13 protein-coding genes and 2 pseudogenes are annotated in these 15,430 nt (G+C 71.6%); 6 read left to right on the forward strand and 9 right to left on the reverse strand.

Annotation, left to right across the window (positions count from 1 at the left end; all coding sequences use genetic code 11):
• Window positions 1-544: 544 nt before the first annotated feature.
• The gene (locus AB0F71_RS39295; protein WP_360245938.1) at window positions 545-1,129 is read right to left on the reverse strand and encodes a hypothetical protein; all 585 of its coding nucleotides are present in this window, start codon (window positions 1,127-1,129) and stop codon (window positions 545-547) included.
• Between the two features lie 692 nt (window positions 1,130-1,821).
• On the opposite strand from AB0F71_RS39295, the gene AB0F71_RS39300 reads away from it, so the two are divergent.
• The gene (locus AB0F71_RS39300) at window positions 1,822-1,938 is read left to right on the forward strand and encodes a DUF4265 domain-containing protein (protein WP_360245973.1); all 117 of its coding nucleotides are present in this window, start codon (window positions 1,822-1,824) and stop codon (window positions 1,936-1,938) included.
• Window positions 1,892-2,074, forward strand: coding sequence for a hypothetical protein (locus tag AB0F71_RS39305; RefSeq protein WP_360245941.1), 183 nt, complete (start codon window positions 1,892-1,894; stop codon window positions 2,072-2,074). The genes AB0F71_RS39300 and AB0F71_RS39305 overlap by 47 nt, the downstream gene beginning before the upstream one ends.
• Window positions 2,075-2,143: 69 nt before the next feature.
• On the opposite strand, the gene AB0F71_RS39310 is transcribed toward AB0F71_RS39305, so the two are convergent.
• The gene (locus tag AB0F71_RS39310; protein ID WP_360245944.1) at window positions 2,144-2,770 is read right to left on the reverse strand and encodes a hypothetical protein; all 627 of its coding nucleotides are present in this window, start codon (window positions 2,768-2,770) and stop codon (window positions 2,144-2,146) included.
• Between AB0F71_RS39310 and AB0F71_RS39315 the strand changes: the two genes are divergently transcribed.
• On the forward strand, window positions 2,759-3,235 hold the full coding sequence (locus AB0F71_RS39315) for a hypothetical protein (protein WP_360245947.1): 477 nt from the start codon (window positions 2,759-2,761) through the stop codon (window positions 3,233-3,235). The genes AB0F71_RS39310 and AB0F71_RS39315 overlap by 12 nt on opposite strands.
• A 65-nt stretch (window positions 3,236-3,300) precedes the next feature.
• Here the strand turns inward: AB0F71_RS39315 and AB0F71_RS39320 are convergent, their stop codons facing one another.
• A complete protein-coding gene (locus AB0F71_RS39320; protein WP_360245950.1) occupies window positions 3,301-4,317 on the reverse strand; it encodes an alpha/beta hydrolase in 1,017 nt (338 codons plus the stop codon).
• Between the two features lie 97 nt (window positions 4,318-4,414).
• Window positions 4,415-4,732: an antibiotic biosynthesis monooxygenase gene (locus AB0F71_RS39325; protein ID WP_360245953.1), complete on the reverse strand. Its 318-nt coding sequence runs from the start codon at window positions 4,730-4,732 to the stop codon at window positions 4,415-4,417.
• Between the two features lie 144 nt (window positions 4,733-4,876).
• Here AB0F71_RS39325 and AB0F71_RS39330 point away from each other — a divergent pair, with 144 nt between their 5' ends.
• Together AB0F71_RS39330 and AB0F71_RS39335 are read left to right on the forward strand one after the other, a co-directional pair.
• Window positions 4,877-5,782: an AraC family transcriptional regulator gene (locus AB0F71_RS39330; protein ID WP_360245955.1), complete on the forward strand. Its 906-nt coding sequence runs from the start codon at window positions 4,877-4,879 to the stop codon at window positions 5,780-5,782.
• Window positions 5,783-5,941: 159 nt separating this feature from the next.
• Window positions 5,942-6,691: an SDR family oxidoreductase gene (locus AB0F71_RS39335; RefSeq protein WP_360245958.1), complete on the forward strand. Its 750-nt coding sequence runs from the start codon at window positions 5,942-5,944 to the stop codon at window positions 6,689-6,691.
• Between the two features lie 991 nt (window positions 6,692-7,682).
• Here AB0F71_RS39335 and AB0F71_RS39340 read toward each other — a convergent pair.
• The 5 genes and pseudogenes from AB0F71_RS39340 to AB0F71_RS39360 all read right to left on the reverse strand — a co-directional run bounded on the left by AB0F71_RS39340 (window position 7,683) and on the right by AB0F71_RS39360 (window position 13,107).
• Complete coding sequence (locus tag AB0F71_RS39340; RefSeq protein ID WP_360245961.1) at window positions 7,683-7,922, reverse strand: DUF5302 domain-containing protein; 240 nt, start codon at window positions 7,920-7,922, stop codon at window positions 7,683-7,685.
• A gap of 598 nt (window positions 7,923-8,520) precedes the next feature.
• Window positions 8,521-8,724, reverse strand: a complete 204-nt coding sequence (locus tag AB0F71_RS39345; protein ID WP_360245964.1) for a hypothetical protein — start codon at window positions 8,722-8,724, stop codon at window positions 8,521-8,523.
• 14 nt (window positions 8,725-8,738) lie between these two features.
• The gene (locus tag AB0F71_RS39350; RefSeq protein ID WP_360245967.1) at window positions 8,739-11,228 is read right to left on the reverse strand and encodes a Mu transposase C-terminal domain-containing protein; all 2,490 of its coding nucleotides are present in this window, start codon (window positions 11,226-11,228) and stop codon (window positions 8,739-8,741) included.
• 259 nt (window positions 11,229-11,487) lie between these two features.
• A pseudogene (locus AB0F71_RS39355) lies at window positions 11,488-12,221 on the reverse strand (TnsA-like heteromeric transposase endonuclease subunit).
• A 304-nt stretch (window positions 12,222-12,525) separates the two neighbouring features.
• On the reverse strand, window positions 12,526-13,107 hold the full coding sequence (locus AB0F71_RS39360; protein WP_360245970.1) for a hypothetical protein: 582 nt from the start codon (window positions 13,105-13,107) through the stop codon (window positions 12,526-12,528).
• A 1,709-nt stretch (window positions 13,108-14,816) separates the two neighbouring features.
• Here AB0F71_RS39360 and AB0F71_RS39365 point away from each other — a divergent pair.
• Window positions 14,817-15,290, forward strand: a pseudogene (locus AB0F71_RS39365) (recombinase family protein); the annotation flags it as partial.
• Window positions 15,291-15,430 lie beyond the last annotated feature (140 nt).

Consider the following 15,430-nt stretch of genomic DNA (forward strand, 5'->3'; position numbering starts at 1 on the left):
AAGCGCCACAGCACCCCGTTGAACTGCTCCCGGACCCGCCGCGGCAAGGGCCCGGTGGCCGCCACCGGCACATGCGGTTCGATCAAGGCCCACTCGGCATCCGTCACGTCAAAACGCGCCACGACCCCGAGTTCTACCAGAGACAACAGCCCGAAACTGAGTCACTGCGAGATCCGAACCTTAAACAGCTCCTAGGCCGAGGTCGGTTCTCGCGGAGGGTCTCCTGCCAGTGTGCGGCGTTCGCGTACAGGAGGACGGTGTTGAGGCCCGAGCTTAGGTGCCGGGCGATCGCCCGGCGTGAGTGACCCTGGGCGAGCATCTCGTGGACCAGAGCGTGTGCTGCCTTCTTTCGCTCGGACCGTCGGCCGACGGGCTCCGAGTCGTCCGGCGGCCGGTCGGAAGCCGGTGGGGTGTCCTGCGGCAGCACGCCGCTGGGTGTCGGGGTACGCAGGCAGTCGCGGTGAGCGGCGACGCAGGTCTCTACCGCCCGGCCGAGGCCCTGCCACAGATGGAACCGGTGAGCGACCTGCAGAGCGTGGCTGGGTCAGTGTCGGCGCCTCTCGCGCTCGTCAGCAAGGGCGTCGCCGAATGGGGTGAAGCCCATGCTCGCTCCGAACATGTCGTCACCGCTCCGGAAGGCGAGCAGGCGTGCCGATGGGGCGTCTCCTGCCTCGCCGAAGTGGAAAACAGCGAGCGGATCGGCCTGATCACCGGATCCGTAGCCGACGGTCTTGGCCGAACGCGGATCTTGGTCGCCAAAGATCGCGGAGGGACGACCATAGACCTGCAGGACATCGTCGAATGTGCGGTCGGTCTCCGCCCAGCCTTCGGCTGTCTCGACGAGGCTCGTGTAGTCGTGAGTCGGCAAGGCTCGATCGAGACGGAGCCAGCCACGCTTGTGAGCTGCGGCCCCGTACTCCGCGGCGACCACGTGGACCTCCGGCTGGGGAAAGCAGTAGCGCAGCAATGCCGCCATGTCCAGCCGCGCGTTGTCGTCCACGATCCACCGCGTGCCGTCGGGCCGGGGCTCGTCCTCGGCGAGGGCATCGAGGAGGAGCGGCAAGCACGCGAGCCCGCCGTGCGCGTCGGGGCACCGCACGGCGGCGTTGAACTCGTCGAGCACGCGCACGCGTTCCGCCTTGGTGAGCGGGGTCCGGCGGCGAACTGCGTGGGGGATGCTCCGAAGGGACGGCATGCGGACCACCTTGAGCCGTTGCCGTCCGGCTGTCCACCCCGTTCTTCAATCCGTGAAGGCCCGGGTCGGTTCAGCAGCGGTCGCCTGGGGCGGGCTCGGGACTCTCGCCGAGGTCCGCGAGGAGGCTCCGGATGCGGTCGGACCCTGTGGCTGTACAGAAGGACAGCGACTGGGGGCAGCGAGGCACCGATGGGGAGGGCGGCCTGCGCCGGCTGGAGGGCGCCCCCTCGCCCGCGATCCACCTGACCTTCAGCCAGTACCACCATGCGATCCTGGCCGACTCCAACCGCCAGGGGATGAAGCTGTATTCCGGCGACGGCGCGGTCGAGCAGCTCACCCCCGAGGCGCGACGGGGACGTAGCCGCAGGCCTCGACGAGGGTCGCGTACTTCTCGTTCGGGGTGAACATCCGACTCGGGTGCGCGGGGTCGCGCAGGCCGTCGTGCGGCCGGTTCCGCCAGTGCGCTCTACCGACCCGCAGAAGCTCGGACATCGGCTCTGAACTGCGCCGATTCATAGAGTACATGTCCGCGACGATGGCTCAACGCTCGTTGCTGTTCATCTCGTCTTGGCGATGTCCCATGGCCCCGCGCTTCCGGCCTCGCCGTGGACCTCGGCGACGGAACGGTGCGGCTTGATAGCACTCCCTGGTTCGTGCGTGGGGTCGCCAGCGGCGACGTCATCCGGGTGGAGGCCGATGAGGACGGCCTGCGCTGGCCTGCGCTGGGCGGGGGAGACCGTTGATGCCTCGGAGAACTGCACCATCCCGTCCGCGCTGGCCGGCGCGATCGGCCGGTCCTGGACGGCGCTCGATCCGGGTGAGGCCAGCACCGTGGAGGTCGCCCGGATGACTCGCCTCGACGAAGTCGTTCCGCTCTGACCAGTGCGGACGCGGCCGCGGTGCTGGTGGGGTGAGCGGCCCTACCAGGCGTCGTCGTGGCGTCAGTGGCTACCTGAGGCTCTCGGCGACGTGGACGAGTTCCTCGTCCGAGAGCTGTGGAGGGGCGCCGGTGGTGACGACGAAGGTGTAGGTCCCGTCCGACCACGTCAGCGAACGGGGATCGCCGGGGGAGGCCGGGTGCGTGATGGTCGCGGGGTGACCCTTGACTGTGGCGGCCCGGCCGTCCGGTGGAGTGCTGTTCCGGAGGATCTGGCTGATGATCAGGTGTCCGTGTACGTCAGGCTCCGTGCCCAGCGTGTAGCCGAAGGCCCACGCGGGGGTGTCAGTCGGAAGGGACGCCAGGCCGGGCAGGTGAACCATCTCGCCCGCGGGGTAGGGGTAGTAGTTCTCCGGCAGGAACGCGGGCCGGAGGAGGTTGCGCTCGTCGAAGTGGACGGCGGGCTTTCCGGTGGCGTCGTTCAGTGCCCGGGTCCCGAGCGGTTTGTCCAGGTGGGTAGTGAGCTGTCCGATGCCGCCAGGGTCGCAGAACCCCGGGGGGACCGTGTGCCGCAGGGAGATCTCGACCGTGCCGGCGGACTCGCGGGCCACGAGCTGGGGCTGCTTCTCGCAGCCCCAGCCGATGTTGAGTGTCAGGCTCTGGCCGTCCGAGCTGACCAGCAGCGGGTGGCCAGCCACCGGGCCTTCGTAGACCTTCGTCTCCGGGCCCTGGTTGATCCACGCGTTGATCGCGAGCCCGCCACCGAGAACGGCTACGGCAGCCACGGCGGTGAAGCGGTTCCGTCGCCCGCGCTTCGCGAGGCGGACCGGGTGCGGCAGGTGGTCGCCCGGTTCGCGACCACCGTGGACCAAGGCGACGTCGCCGGAACCCTCCGGATGCTCTGCACGGAGGAGGCCGGAGAGATGGCGGACGATGACCTGCCGTCCGGCGGAGGGAGTCCGTCGGCGGACGGGCCCGAGCCAGCGGCCTCCGGACCACCGGTCGAGATCTCCGAGGTCAGCGTCCACGGCGACGTCGCGAGTGCCCACGTCACCCGGCCCGGTGTGGATACGACGATCTACCTGCGCAAGGAGGCCGGTGTCTGGTCGCTCTGCGCGTCGGCCGCGGAACGGCTGCCTGCTGCAGCCTCGCCGAGTCGCTGAACCCGGCCGGGCGGAGCTGCCGTCCCCGTCTCTGCCACCGGTGATCAGTTTCGAGGGTCTGACCGCTAAGGTCGATCACCGTCGGCTGGAGTCAGCGGCGCTATGCGGCGCAGTTCGAGCAGTCGGGCGAGCCACTCCGTGCGGGTTCGGCGGGCTGTGGCCGAGATGTGTGCCTGCGGGTACAGGGCGTCGAAGCCGTGGAAGCCGCCCGCCCAGACGTGGAGTTCGGCCTGGCCGCCCGCCGCCCAGATGCGGGTGGCGTAGCCGGTGTCCTCATCGCGGAAGACCTCGGCGGAGCCGGTGTCGATGTAGGTGGTCGGCAGGCCCGAGAGGTCCTCGGCCAACGCCGGCGAGACGTATCGGCACACCTCGGCGTCGGTGAGGCCGCCGAGGACTGAGGCCCATCCGAACGCGTTCATCTCACCGGTCCAGACGCCGGGCACGCCGGAGTACTGGCGGCTGGAGGTGCTGGTGTTGCGGTGGTCGAGCATGGGGCAGATCAGCATCTGCGCGGCGATCGCCGGGTTGCCGAGGTCGCGGGCCAGCAGGGTGACGCCGGCGGCGAGGCCACCTCCCGCGCTGATGCCTGCGACGATGATCCGTGCGGGGTCTATGCCCAATTCGACGGCGTGTTCAGCGACCCAGAGCAATCCCTGGTAGCAGTCGTCGACCAGGACGGTGCCGGTGGCCTCCGGCGCGAGCCGGTAGTCAACGGAGACGACGACCGCGCCGAACCGGTCGAGCCACTCCAGCGGGATGTCGATCTGGGAGAAGCGGTCGCCCATGACCATCCCGCCGCCGTGGATCCAGTAGATGCAGGGTGCGGCGGTGGTGCGATCGGAGTTCGCGGAGTTCGCGGGGCTCGCGGGGCTGAGGACCGACAGAGGGATCGGGGCACCGTCTTCGGCGGGCACGGTGAGCTCGCGCCGGTCGACCTGTCGGTGTTCGAGGAGGGGCTCGATGGGGGGCGAGGGCAGTTGGCGCAGTTGCGCGAGGACTTCCGGGCTGAGCCGGGACATGAGGGGCATGCCGGCTAGGAGCTCGCGCAGTTCGGGGTCCAGGGCGGGTCGTGCCGTGGTCATGGTTGCTGCCTCTCGTGGGTGGTGCCGGACGGTCGGGCGATGAGGGTGGCGCCTCGGCGAGCGCCGCGGCGGCAGGCTGGGGGGATTGATCGGGGCGTTAGAGGGCGGCCTTGCCGCGGACCGGGACGTAGTCGGTGTACTCGGGCTCCTTGGCCAGCAGCGGGCCGATCTGCGCCACGATGGACCGGGCGGCCGCACCGGCGAAGACCCGGTGATGGTCGTCCTCGCTGGTCCAGCCCTCGGTCACGTGGACGATGTCGGGATTGGACGTGGAGCGGGAGACCAGGTAGACGACGCAGTGTTCGCTCGCGCCGGGACCGCCCTGGTTCAGGCCGGTCAGCAGCAGGTCGACAAGCCGGTCGCCCAGGCCGGGCCTGGCGGTCAGGGCGGCGCTGAAGCCATAGTTGGCGATCATGGTTGCTCTTTCGGTCCGTGGTGGAGTGCGGTGATTCCATTCAATCCACCTGACCTGCGGAAACGTTAGAACGATGCTCGCCCGCACTTGCATGATCCTCGCGAGTGCGGGAGCCATGGCCCGAGGCGGTGCTGCAATGGACGCATGCCCCTCGAAGAGCTCCGCATCCTGCTGGCCCGGCACGCCGGGCCCGACTGGACCACCGCCATCGACGGCGTCCTCGTCTCGAAGGTCGACCGCCCGGACCCCCCGGCCCCGTCCATGTCCGGCATGGTGCTGGCGGTCATCGCCCAGGGCGCCAAACGACTCGCTCTCGGCGACCGGGTCTACGAGTACGGTCCCGGGCAGTACCTGGTCGCATCCGTCGATCTGCCCGTCACCGGACATTTCACCCAGGCCGAGCCCGACCAGCCGGCGCTCGGCTTCGGGCTCACGCTGGAACCGTCCGCCGTCGCCGAGTTGCTCCTCCAGGCCGGCCCCGGAGACGCCCCCCGCGCCGGCCGGGGCACGCCCTCGGCAATCGCCGTCAGTGACGCCCCGCCTGCGCTGCTCGACGCGGTGGTCCGGCTGTTGCGGCTGCTCGACGAGCCCCGCGACCGGGTCGTACTGGCCCCGCTGGTCAAACGCGAGATCCTGTGGCGCCTGATCACCAGTGAGCAGGGGGCGACGGTCCGCCAGCTCGGCCTCGCCGACAGCAGCCTCAGTCATGTCTCCCGGGCCGTGCGCTGGATCCGCGAGAACTACGCGCAGCCCTTCCGAGTCGAGGACGTGGCCCGGATGTCCGGCATGAGCGCCTCCGCCTTCTACCGCAACTTCCAGGCCGTGACCGCGATGAGCCCCATCCAGTTCCAGAAGCAGATCCGGCTCCAGGAAGCCCGGCTACTGCTCGCCACCCACCCGGGCGACGTCACCGGAGTCGGCCATCGCGTCGGCTACGACAACCCCTCCCAGTTCAGCCGGGAGTACCGCCGCCAGTTCGGCGCGCCGCCCAGCCGGGACGCCGCCCGCCTGCGCGATGCCGTGCGCGCCCCCGCCGGTGTCCTGCCCTGAGCGGGGATGCAGCCGCGGAGGAGGATCATGCAAGGGTGCGCGAGGATAGTTCTGTTATTTCCGCAGGTCAGAGCGATTCAATGGGATTGCCAGTTCTTCCGCGGAGCAGGAAGGTGCCTGTGCTCCGCGGATCCCATCACATCGCCGAGGGGCACAAGCATGAGGACAGTCTTGATCACGGGTACGTCGTCCGGATACGGCCGGGCGACCGCCCTCCACTTCCACGCGCAGGGGTGGACCGTCATCGCCACGATGCGCACCCCCCGTGTGGGCGTCCTGCCCGAGTCGGACCGGCTTCGCGTCGTCGAACTCGACGTGACCAAGCCCGCGGGCATCACGGCCGCGCTCGAGGCGGCGGGACCCGTCGACGTCCTGGTCAACAATGCGGGCGTCCCCTCGATCAGTGTGTTCGAGGGCACCCCCATGGCCCAGGTACGGGAGGTGTTCGAGGTCAATACCTTCGGTGTGATGGCGACCACGCAGGCGGTGCTGCCCCAGTTCCGCGAGCGCGGCTCCGGCGTGGTGGTCAACGTCACCTCCAGCGTGGTGCTGGGCCACATGCCGCTCTCAGCCGTCTACAAGGCGAGCAAGATGGCCATCGAGGGGTTCACCTCGTCCCTCGCGCTCGAACTCGCGCCGTTCGGTGTGCAGGCGAAGACGGTCGAGCCGGGCGCCTGCCTGACGACGAACTTCGCCACCAGGGCGACGAACGGCGCCTCACCGGACGAGCTGGTCCCGGCGCCCTACGCACCGTGGGCGAAGAAGGCCATGGACTCCTTCACAGGCCAGGACCTGTTCACCGAGGAGACCGATGTCGCCGAGGCGGTGTGGCGAGCCGTGCACGACACGACCGGCCAGCTGCGATTCCCGGCCGGTCCCGACGCGGTCCGGCTCGCCCAGGCGAAGTGACCGACCAGCAGGCAGGGCGACGTGTACTGACGCCAGAAACCGGCCCCGCACACACGCGCGGGGCCGGGCCGCGGGGCGGGGTGCTGGCGGGGGCGGCCTTCCGGCATCTCGAAGTGGTGGTCAAAGGTTTCCGTTCGCATCCATGTAGGACACGAGTCCAAGGCCGAGGGTCTTGCTCGCACAGACCATGAGCCGGTGACCAGGGAATCCTGAGGGCGTCACCTCTCGGTCCTGCGAGTACACCTCGGCGAGGGTGCTGTAGTCGTGTTAGCCATCCAGCAGGTCGTCGATGAACGCATCGACGCCATCCAGGCTCGTAATGATCACAGGGTTATTTCCATGACCACTCCTGTACCTGGCCTGGATTCCTTTCGTGCCTCCCGCGCCGGGGAATATTTTATAGTTGGATTTAATTCCACCTACGGTTTGCGTGTCGGAGTCCATTTCCCCTTATAGCTCCCGTACGCCTTGCTCCGCCCTCCGTCCGGGCAAGCCGGACCGGGCCAATGTGCCTCCCCGGTAGGTAGTCGAGAACCGCATCGCACCCGAGCAGCGCGTCGGAGCAAGGGCGGCGGCGAGACCGAGCACCACCAGGCCGCGGCCAGGCCTCAGTCGACCACCCTGCACGAGCTGCGCACCGGACCTGGCCACCGCCCTCGACCCCTCCGAGGGACCTGGCCGCCGTTGCTGAGGTCATCGCGACCTACTGCTACCGCCTGACCCTGCGGATCGGCACCGATGCCATGGACTCCCTCGCCGCTCCGATCGGCGGCCGGCAGTGGGCCGGTGCCTCCGCCGCCCTTCCCCACCCCGTACCCGGTGCGCCACGTTCCCTGCCGGACTACCGGGGGTGGGCGGCAACCGAGTCACCACTGCCCATCCGGGCCGAAACGTCCGTCGGGCCCCGTACTCCGGCTCTGGGGCACGCGTACACCCGGCCCTGCCCGGCCGTCCCGCCGAGGCCCGGCAGCTCCGGTGCGCACCAGCGCGGTCAGCCGCCGCTCTTGCGGCGGAAGTTGCGCTTGCTGCCCGCCGCGGCGTGCGCGCCATGGATCTTCGAATCGCCGTTCGGACCGCCGGCCGTGCTCCCGCCCTTGGCGCCGTGCTTGCGGTCCAGCGCGGCGAGGAACCGGGCCTTGACGTCGTCCTGGACGGCGGCCGCGGGGACCTCGGCGGCCGGGTCGGCCTCCGACCTCTCAGGGTTCTCGGGTGACGCTGCGCCGCTGCTCATGCAGGACCTCCTGGTGGGGTGGGGGTGGGTTGATGCCTTCACGGGACACCATGTCATGTCCCAAGCCGGTCCGGATCACCAGGCCACCCCCGACGGCCTCCAGCCGCCCGACCTGCTCGGCGATGAGCTTGTCCCGGCGGGCCTTCCGGTCGCTACGCGGAGCGCAGCCGCGGAGTGGCATTCTCCACGGCCTTCTGGAGTTCGTCGCGGCTCATCGTTGAGCGGTGGGCGGTGTGGAGGTCGGTGGCGCGCTGGTAGGGCTCGGTCTTGGTGAGTTGGGACAGCTGCCGCTTCCCTGTGGCGCTGCTGCGCTTGGTCGTGGTCTTCGCGGCGGCGGCCAGGAGGTTCTTCGGAGGCCGGCCCGTCGCCTCGTCGCCTGGTTGAGGTTCGTGGGGGGTGTGGTTGGGGTGTGGGGCGGTGGGTGGGCTGGGGTGTTGTTTGGTGGGGTGAGAACGGGCGTGTAGGGGTTCGCGGTGCTGGACGGTGGCTTGAGCTGGGGGTGTCGCGGGTTTTGTGAGTGTGGTGGCCGGTGTTGAGGGTTTCACCGTGCGCTGATGGCTGTTTTCGGGTTGTGGCTGGTCAGAACTGTTTTGCCTGGTCAGACGGGGTGTCGTGGTGGTGGTGGGGCGTGGGCGACGGGCACCACCGGCTGCTGTCCGGGCGTGGGCGGGTGCCGGCGCGTGGGGGCGAGGTGGCGGGCCCGGCCGACCTCGAGGAGCGCGGTGGTCTTCCCGGTGGCGGCGGGGCCGGTGAGGATCAGGCTGGGGCGGGCGGTGGTGCGCTGATACCTGCCGAGCGGCATCAGACGCCGCACGGTCAGCGCGAGGGCGTCGATGGCCGGGGGTGCCGACGGTGACGAACGCGGAGTGGTAGGCCACGCGCTCCTCGATACTGCGCTGCGGCTCTCCCGGCGCGGGTGGCGCGGGGGCGGGGGTGGTGGCGAAGGCCTGGAAGCCATGCCAGGTGTCCACCGCGTACGGCGTCTCCTGCGCCGGCTCCGTCGTGGTGTCGGCGGTGTCCGTGCGGGCGCTGTTCACCGCCGGTGCCCGCGGGTGCTGGAGCGTGCCGGCACTCGGTGTGGGGGGCTCTGACCGGGCGCCGTGCTCCCCGCTCTGGCGGCCTCGGCGGTCGCGGGGAGCACCCGGTGGCCCGGTCGGCAGCGCTGCAAGGCCCCGGTACGGCCGCGCAACGCTCCGGGCACGGCCCGGCTGCGCCCGCCTTTGGCCTGTCGAGGCCGCTGCCGGTCTGGGGCGTAGTGGTGGCGGCGTCGGCCGTTGTCGGGCCCGGGGCGTGGTTGCGGGCGGTGTTCACCATCGTTCGGCTTCCCGGTGGGCGTCCCACAGGCCGAGGCCGGTGTAGGGCGGGGCGGGGGAGCGGCCGTCGTTCCCCTCGTCGCTCCAGCCGTCGCCGTCGTCCTCGTCCTGATGGCCGGTCCATTCGCCGGTGTCGGGTTCGGTGTCCAGGGCGTCCAGGCTCTCGGTGTCCTCCCAGCCGCCCGTGTCCGTGCCGCCCGCGCCAGGGCGGCCCTCGCCCCCGGCGTGGGGGCGGTGCGCGGTTCGTCCGGCTGCGCCCGGCTGCCTGGCTGTGCCCGCGCGGTTTTCCCGCCCCGGCTGCACCGGCTGCGCCGTGGCCTGGCCGGTGTGGGGGATGTGGGCGGGCATGGCGCGGGTGAGGAGGGCTTGTTCGGTGCGGGTGGCGTGGCCGGCGCTGCTGCGGCGTTGGAGGTCGTCGAGGGCCTGGGCGAGGTCGGCCTCGTGCCGGTCGGTTGCCGCGGCGTAGGGCGGTGGTGCGGATGTGGTCCCAGGTGCGGTCGTCGAAGGGCTGGTGGATGTGGTCGCGGTGGATCCAGGGGATCTCCACCAGGTCGTCTCGGTCGGGCGGGCGGACCCAGATCCGGCGCAGGTCGTGGGGGTTGTGGTGGACCTCCCACCGGCCGGCCCGGGCGGCGGCGGGAGAGGGCTGGCCGCGGTAGGGGCCGAGGAGGTCGTGGTCGTAGGTGCGCTGGCCCAGGCGGATGCCGTGGTCGTTGATGGTGAGCCAGCGTACGGGCAGCAGTTCGAGGTAGTCCCGCCCCGATAGCGGGAGCGGGACGTGCCCGGCGACGGCGGTCAGCGCGCCCCACATCTCGTCGGGCGTCAGCTTGGCCTTGGGCAGGAGCGGGTGGCGCAGCCCGTTGTGGGGGCGGTGGTGCCAGTGGACGAGCCATTCGTCGAGGAGGTCCTGCAGCTGGGTGACGCTGTAGCAGGCGCGCTGTTCGACATCGCGGCCGCGCTCGGTGACGTTGGAGCCGGTGTAGCCAGGCAGGTACTGGCAGAACAGCGTGTTGATGGACCCGAACGTCCGCTCCACGATCCCCTTCGCTGTCGGCGCATGCGGCGGGGCAGGCTGCACGCTGATCCCGAGGCTCTGGCAGGCGGCGGTGAACGTCTCAAAGAGGTGGATCTTCCCGCGGTCGACGACGATCGTCTCCGGTACCACGACCGGCCGCGCCGCGGCGCCCTCAAGACGGTCGTCGACCGCCATCACCTCCTCCTGGTGAGGGATGGAGGAGCGGGCGAAGCGCAGCACCGCGGGCCAGGTGGACCGGGCAGGGTGGGGGACGGCCATCTCGGCGAGCAGCAAGGCGACGTCGACGGCCTTGGTGCTGTGGGGGCGCAGGACGGCGGCCGGGATGGAGCGGGTGGCGACGTCGACGGCGATGGTCGGTTCGGGCCGGCCCAGGATGCCGTCGTCGAAGACGGCCAGGACGTCCAGGCGGGTGGTGTCGACCTGGACCTGCTCGCCGGGGCGCAGCGCAACGGTCGGGGTGAACGCCCGTCCTCCCCGCGGCCCGGGGACGCCGTCGCCGCGCCCGTGGAGGCCGTCGCGCGGGTCGGTGAGCGCCGCGACGAGCCGGTGGAAGGTGGCCTGCGAGCACATCGCGACCGCGTCGCCGTGCCGCTCCGCGAGGATCCGCGCCGCCACGGGGAGCAGCGCCTTCACGGTGCCCTTGGAGCGGCCGCGCCGGCGCCGGATCGCCTCCTTCACCGCGGCCACGACCCGCTCGTCGGTGCGCCCCGCGAGGCTGGGCCCGCGGCTCGAACGGTGGTCGACCAGCCCCCACAAGCCCTGCTTGCGGTAGTCCAGCCGCATCTTCTGCACCGTGGAACGCGAGATCCGCCCGAAGCCGAGCGCGGTGAGCTCCTCGGCCTTGGCCTGCTCCCGCTGCGCCGGCGTGTACCGCTCGGGGGCGTAGCGCTCGTTGGCCACATAGCCCGCGCCCGCCCCGTCGGGGTGACCGGTCTCCACCTCGCGGCCAGCGCCCACTCCCTGGCCGCCGCCGGAACCGTCTCGAACAGGCCCCACAGCGGCGCCGCCTGCGCCTCCCCGTCGGCCTCGGGGCCGACGAGGGCGAACGTGGGGTCGGCGAACAGGTGCCCGGCCAACACCACTTCCTCCCGGCCCTCGGCAACCAGGTGGACCCGCTGGCCGGCCAGGCCGACGACCTGCCGGCGCACTCCCCGGAAGCAGACCGGTCCGCCGACCGACACCACCGGCCGCCCACCACGCCGCTGCGCCCCCGCACTCACAGCCCACCCCCGCCGAAACCGCCCGCCACCTCAGCCATCCTTGTCCCGCTGCTCCCCGCCTCGGTCCCTACGCGTCCCGGACCGACGAGGACGCCCTGGCGCAGCGGGCGTTCGAGAGAGACTGCCAACTGGCCGTGCCACAGGGCGTGGAAGACAGCGGGCAGGACCGTCATCGGGGTGCCGACCGCCTGAACGCCCTCCAGGAGCGGCCTGGGCCGCGCGAATGCCTCCAGCAGCGCGTCCGCGACCTCGGGGCGGCCCCGGAAGCGCGGGTGGCGGTAGCCGCCAGCCACCTCAGGTTCGCCGCGAACACCGCACCCAGCGTCTCCAGGCGCCGGTAGCGCCAGCCGACCAGCTCGCACGCCGCCCGGGCCGCCTGCGCGGCGCGCAGCGCCCGCTCATCGCCCGCCTCCGCATGACCCGGGCAATCGGCCAGCAGAGCGGTGCCGTCCGCGTACCGGGCGAACAGCTGCGGTACCCACGAGCGCACCCGGCCCCGCCCGTCGCGCCACACCGGCCGCCCCACCAGCCCCACCACGAACGGGTCGCGGTCCAGGACCATCAGCTGGGCGCGCATCGCGTTCGACCCGGCGACCACATGCCGCCCGGTGGTCGCCGACCACCACAGCCCCGGCCCCCACCTGCGCCCCGGCACGACCGGGAACGCGGACACCGGCGCCAGGTCCTCGAACGCCACCGCCACACAGACGTCCTCCCACCGCTGCCGCACCTCCCGGCCGACCGGGTCGAGGAACACCGCCTCGAACCCCGCCCGCCCATCCACATCACCGGGCCCGCGGATCCACTCGCCCCGGCCACACCGTCCACATCGCCCACGGTTCTCAGCCAACCCGCCACACACGCCCACGCGGACGGCTTTCCCCGTTCCCGTTCCACCCCGTGACCTGGAGCGGTAAAGCACCCCACCGGCCTCCCGCGTTCTCACCCCGGCCCACACCCCACCACCAAACCCACGCCCGGCACCGCACACACAGCACTGCCCCGTACCCGGCCCGCTCCCGCCCGACGGCCCATCAGAGCCCATTCACCACCCTGCCACCGGCCCTGAGCACCTCAGCGAGCCCGCCCGAAGACAGCCCCGCCCACGCGGCCACGTCCTCGCCCCGCACACCGGCCTCCACCGCCGCCTTCGAGACCTCCAACAGCGCCTCCTCCAACCGCTCCACCGCGTACCCGATCCCCGTCAACAACCGCTCCGCTGCCTCCGCGCTGCTGCCCCGCTGCGCCCCACGCAACCGCAGGAGCCGCTCCTCGGCGCTCTCCAACAAGCCGCTGATCAGCATGCGCCGCTCCGGCCCGACCGCCGAGCGCCACACCGTCCCCGACCTCGGCAACCGCGCCTCCTTCGTCAGCGCCCGCAGCTGCGCCGCCATGCTCGTCGGCTGGAGCTCCCGGCGCACCCACCACAACTCGTCCCTGTGCCCGGGCGGCACGGCCACGCCGCGGCGCCAGCGGATCACCGCGCCCATCCAGGCGGTCAGCGGCCCCAGCCACGGGCGCCCCACCCGCTCGCCCAGCCGCCGGCAGAACGCCCCGTCCGCCGGCAGCGCCCGGGGCCGGCCGGCCCCGCTGTCCTGCCAGACCAACTCGGCCATCACCGGATCCAGCAGCGCGGCTGCGACCCTCCACCAACTCCGGGAAACTGGCCGCGTCCCGCACAACCGCCCGCCACCGCCAGAAGTCCCCGCCCGCCAAGGCGTGCAGCCGAACCACCCCCACCCACCGCCGCTGCGCCTCGACGACCTCGGGCAGGTCACGCAGGTCCAGGGACTCCAGCGCCTGGTCGGCGTCCGCGTCCAGCAGCCACCGCCCGTGCCGCACACACCAGCTCCCACTGCTGCGCATACCGCACCACCCGCACCGGCACCCCGGTCCGCCGGGCCACGCAGGACCGGCACCCGAACGCCACCGGCCCCACCACCACACCGCCCACCCGCCACACCGCCCCAGGGCCGCTCCCACCCGCCCGCGAGGCCAGCTTCTCGTCCTCCAGCCCCCCCACGCCGGCAACGCCCGCCCCAACACCTCCTCGCCGACCCCGCACAGCCCTGCCAGCGCCCGCCGCCCGCCCCATCCAGCAGCACCTCGGCACCCGCCCGCAACGCACCGCACTCGTGCCGCGGCCGGTGGCCATGCCACCGCCAGGACGTCAGAAGGGCAGCGCCGTCCAGGCCGTAGAGGGCGGCGACCCGCCCAAGGAACGAGGAGACCGTCTCGCCGGCGAACGGAGACACACGGAAGATCCCGGGAACCATGACCCCAGCCTCGCGGAGAACCGCAGAACCCGAAGGCAGTTCTCTTCTTCCCGCCGCGCCCGCCTCCTCTCGCCATGTCGATCAAGAACGCACCCCAGACCGCCCGCACGGCCAACGCCGGGTTGCGTTCGTGTCGGACGTGTCGGGGCTCGATCGGGGGGAGGGAGTGCTCGAAGCTGGAGCTGCGGGAGAAGGCCCGGCCGGACCGGTTGGAGTGCCCGGAGTGCGTACAGGCCCGCACGGCAGAGGGCCTGGGCCCGCCGGTGCTGCCGGTCCCGGCCAAGCGAGAGCTGGTGGCCGCGCTGGTCTCCGCCCCGGACGATCCGTGGTGGGAGGAGCGGGTGCTGCACGCGAAGCTCTACCCGGCGAGGGGCCCGCCGAGTGTGACCTGTTGGTTGTTGTGGGCCGTGTTTTGGCTTCAGATGGCATGTTGTCTGGACCTTTGGTTGTGCCTGTCGGGGGATGTGGCGGGGTGGGTGTTGTCCGGGGTTTGGTGACTGTGTGTGGTGGCGGGGTGAGGTCGGGGATGGGGTGGCTCGGGGGCCTCGGGGGTGTTGTGGGCCTGTATTTGGGGGTGAATTCCGCTGGTGATTCCGCCTGGTTGTTTTGGTGGATTGGCTGTCGGGTGGTGGTGTGGATTCGGGTTGGATTTGTGGGGTGGGGGTGGTGGCGGGGGTTGGTGTTCGGTTTCGTCGGGGCCGGGTCCGCCGTCTCCGCCGTTGGCCGTGCCCGCCTGCTGCGCTGTCGTCCCGGGTCTGCTGCGCCCTTGCTCGGCGGCCGCCGTCCCGGGTCCGCTGTCCGGGCCGGCCCCGCCTTGTCCGGGGTGGCCGTCTGGGCCGCGCTGCGCCGCCGTCCGGGCGGTGCCCGCCGCTGTTGTGGATTGTCGTGGGGATGGCAGTGGGGCTTGCCGTGAAGTGTCAGTGGGTTTGTCACGGGGTGGTGTCAGCCGCGGGGGCGGGGGCTGGGGGTAGGCCAAGGCTGAAGAGGACGTCGTCGGTGAGGTGGAGTTGGTTGGTGGCGGGGTGATGCTGGATGAGGCCGGCGGTGAGGAGCTGAAGGCGTGCCACGCCTTCCTGCAGCGCGGCGACACGCTGGTGGTGCCCGCGCTCGACCGCTACGGCCGCTCGCTCAAGGATCTGGTGAACATGGTCGGCGAACTGCGCAACCGCGAGGTCGGGTTCCCCTCGCTGAACGAGCAGCTCGACGCCACCACCCCCGGCGGCCGGCTCGTCTTCCACGTCTTCGCCGCCCTCGCCGAGTTCATCCGCGAGCTGATCGTGGTCGGCACCAACGAGGGCCTGGCCGCCGCCCGCGCCCGCAGCCGGACCGGTGGCCGGCCGACCGTCGCCACCGAAGAGCTGATCCGCGCCGCGCGCGACAGGCTGCCCAACCCGGCCAACAGCATCGAGACGATCGCCAAGCTCCTCGGCGTCTCCGTCGGCACCCTCTACAACCACATCCCGGACATGCGCGAGCTGCGCACGTCCCGGGTGCCGAACCAGCTCGCCGCCGGCTCCCACTGACACCCGCCGCGGCGAACGGCGCTGACACTTCCACGGCAGCCGACAGGTTGTGTGCCGGGACCATGCGCGGCTGACTGCTGGTGGTCCGGGCTGTTGCCCGGTCGGCGCCTACGGCACCGTTCAGGGCGGGCTGCTGGCTC

The sequence above is a fragment of the Kitasatospora sp. NPDC028055 genome, from assembly GCF_040637885.1.
In the GTDB taxonomy this organism is placed as follows: domain Bacteria; phylum Actinomycetota; class Actinomycetes; order Streptomycetales; family Streptomycetaceae; genus Kitasatospora.

Excerpts from the sequence above, each read along its gene's own strand:
- AB0F71_RS39345 (WP_360245964.1), bottom strand. The coding sequence starts at position 8,724 with ATGCCGCTCGGCAGGTATCAGCGCACCACCGCCCGCCCCAGCCTGATC.
- AB0F71_RS39325 (WP_360245953.1), bottom strand. The coding sequence starts at position 4,732 with ATGATCGCCAACTATGGCTTCAGCGCCGCCCTGACCGCCAGGCCCGGC.
- AB0F71_RS39320 (WP_360245950.1), bottom strand. The coding sequence starts at position 4,317 with ATGACCACGGCACGACCCGCCCTGGACCCCGAACTGCGCGAGCTCCTA.
- AB0F71_RS39335 (WP_360245958.1), top strand. The coding sequence starts at position 5,942 with ATGAGGACAGTCTTGATCACGGGTACGTCGTCCGGATACGGCCGGGCG.
- AB0F71_RS39330 (WP_360245955.1), top strand. The coding sequence starts at position 4,877 with ATGCCCCTCGAAGAGCTCCGCATCCTGCTGGCCCGGCACGCCGGGCCC.
- AB0F71_RS39360 (WP_360245970.1), bottom strand. The coding sequence starts at position 13,107 with ATGGCCGAGTTGGTCTGGCAGGACAGCGGGGCCGGCCGGCCCCGGGCG.
- AB0F71_RS39305 (WP_360245941.1), top strand. The coding sequence starts at position 1,892 with ATGAGGACGGCCTGCGCTGGCCTGCGCTGGGCGGGGGAGACCGTTGAT.
- AB0F71_RS39340 (WP_360245961.1), bottom strand. The coding sequence starts at position 7,922 with ATGAGCAGCGGCGCAGCGTCACCCGAGAACCCTGAGAGGTCGGAGGCC.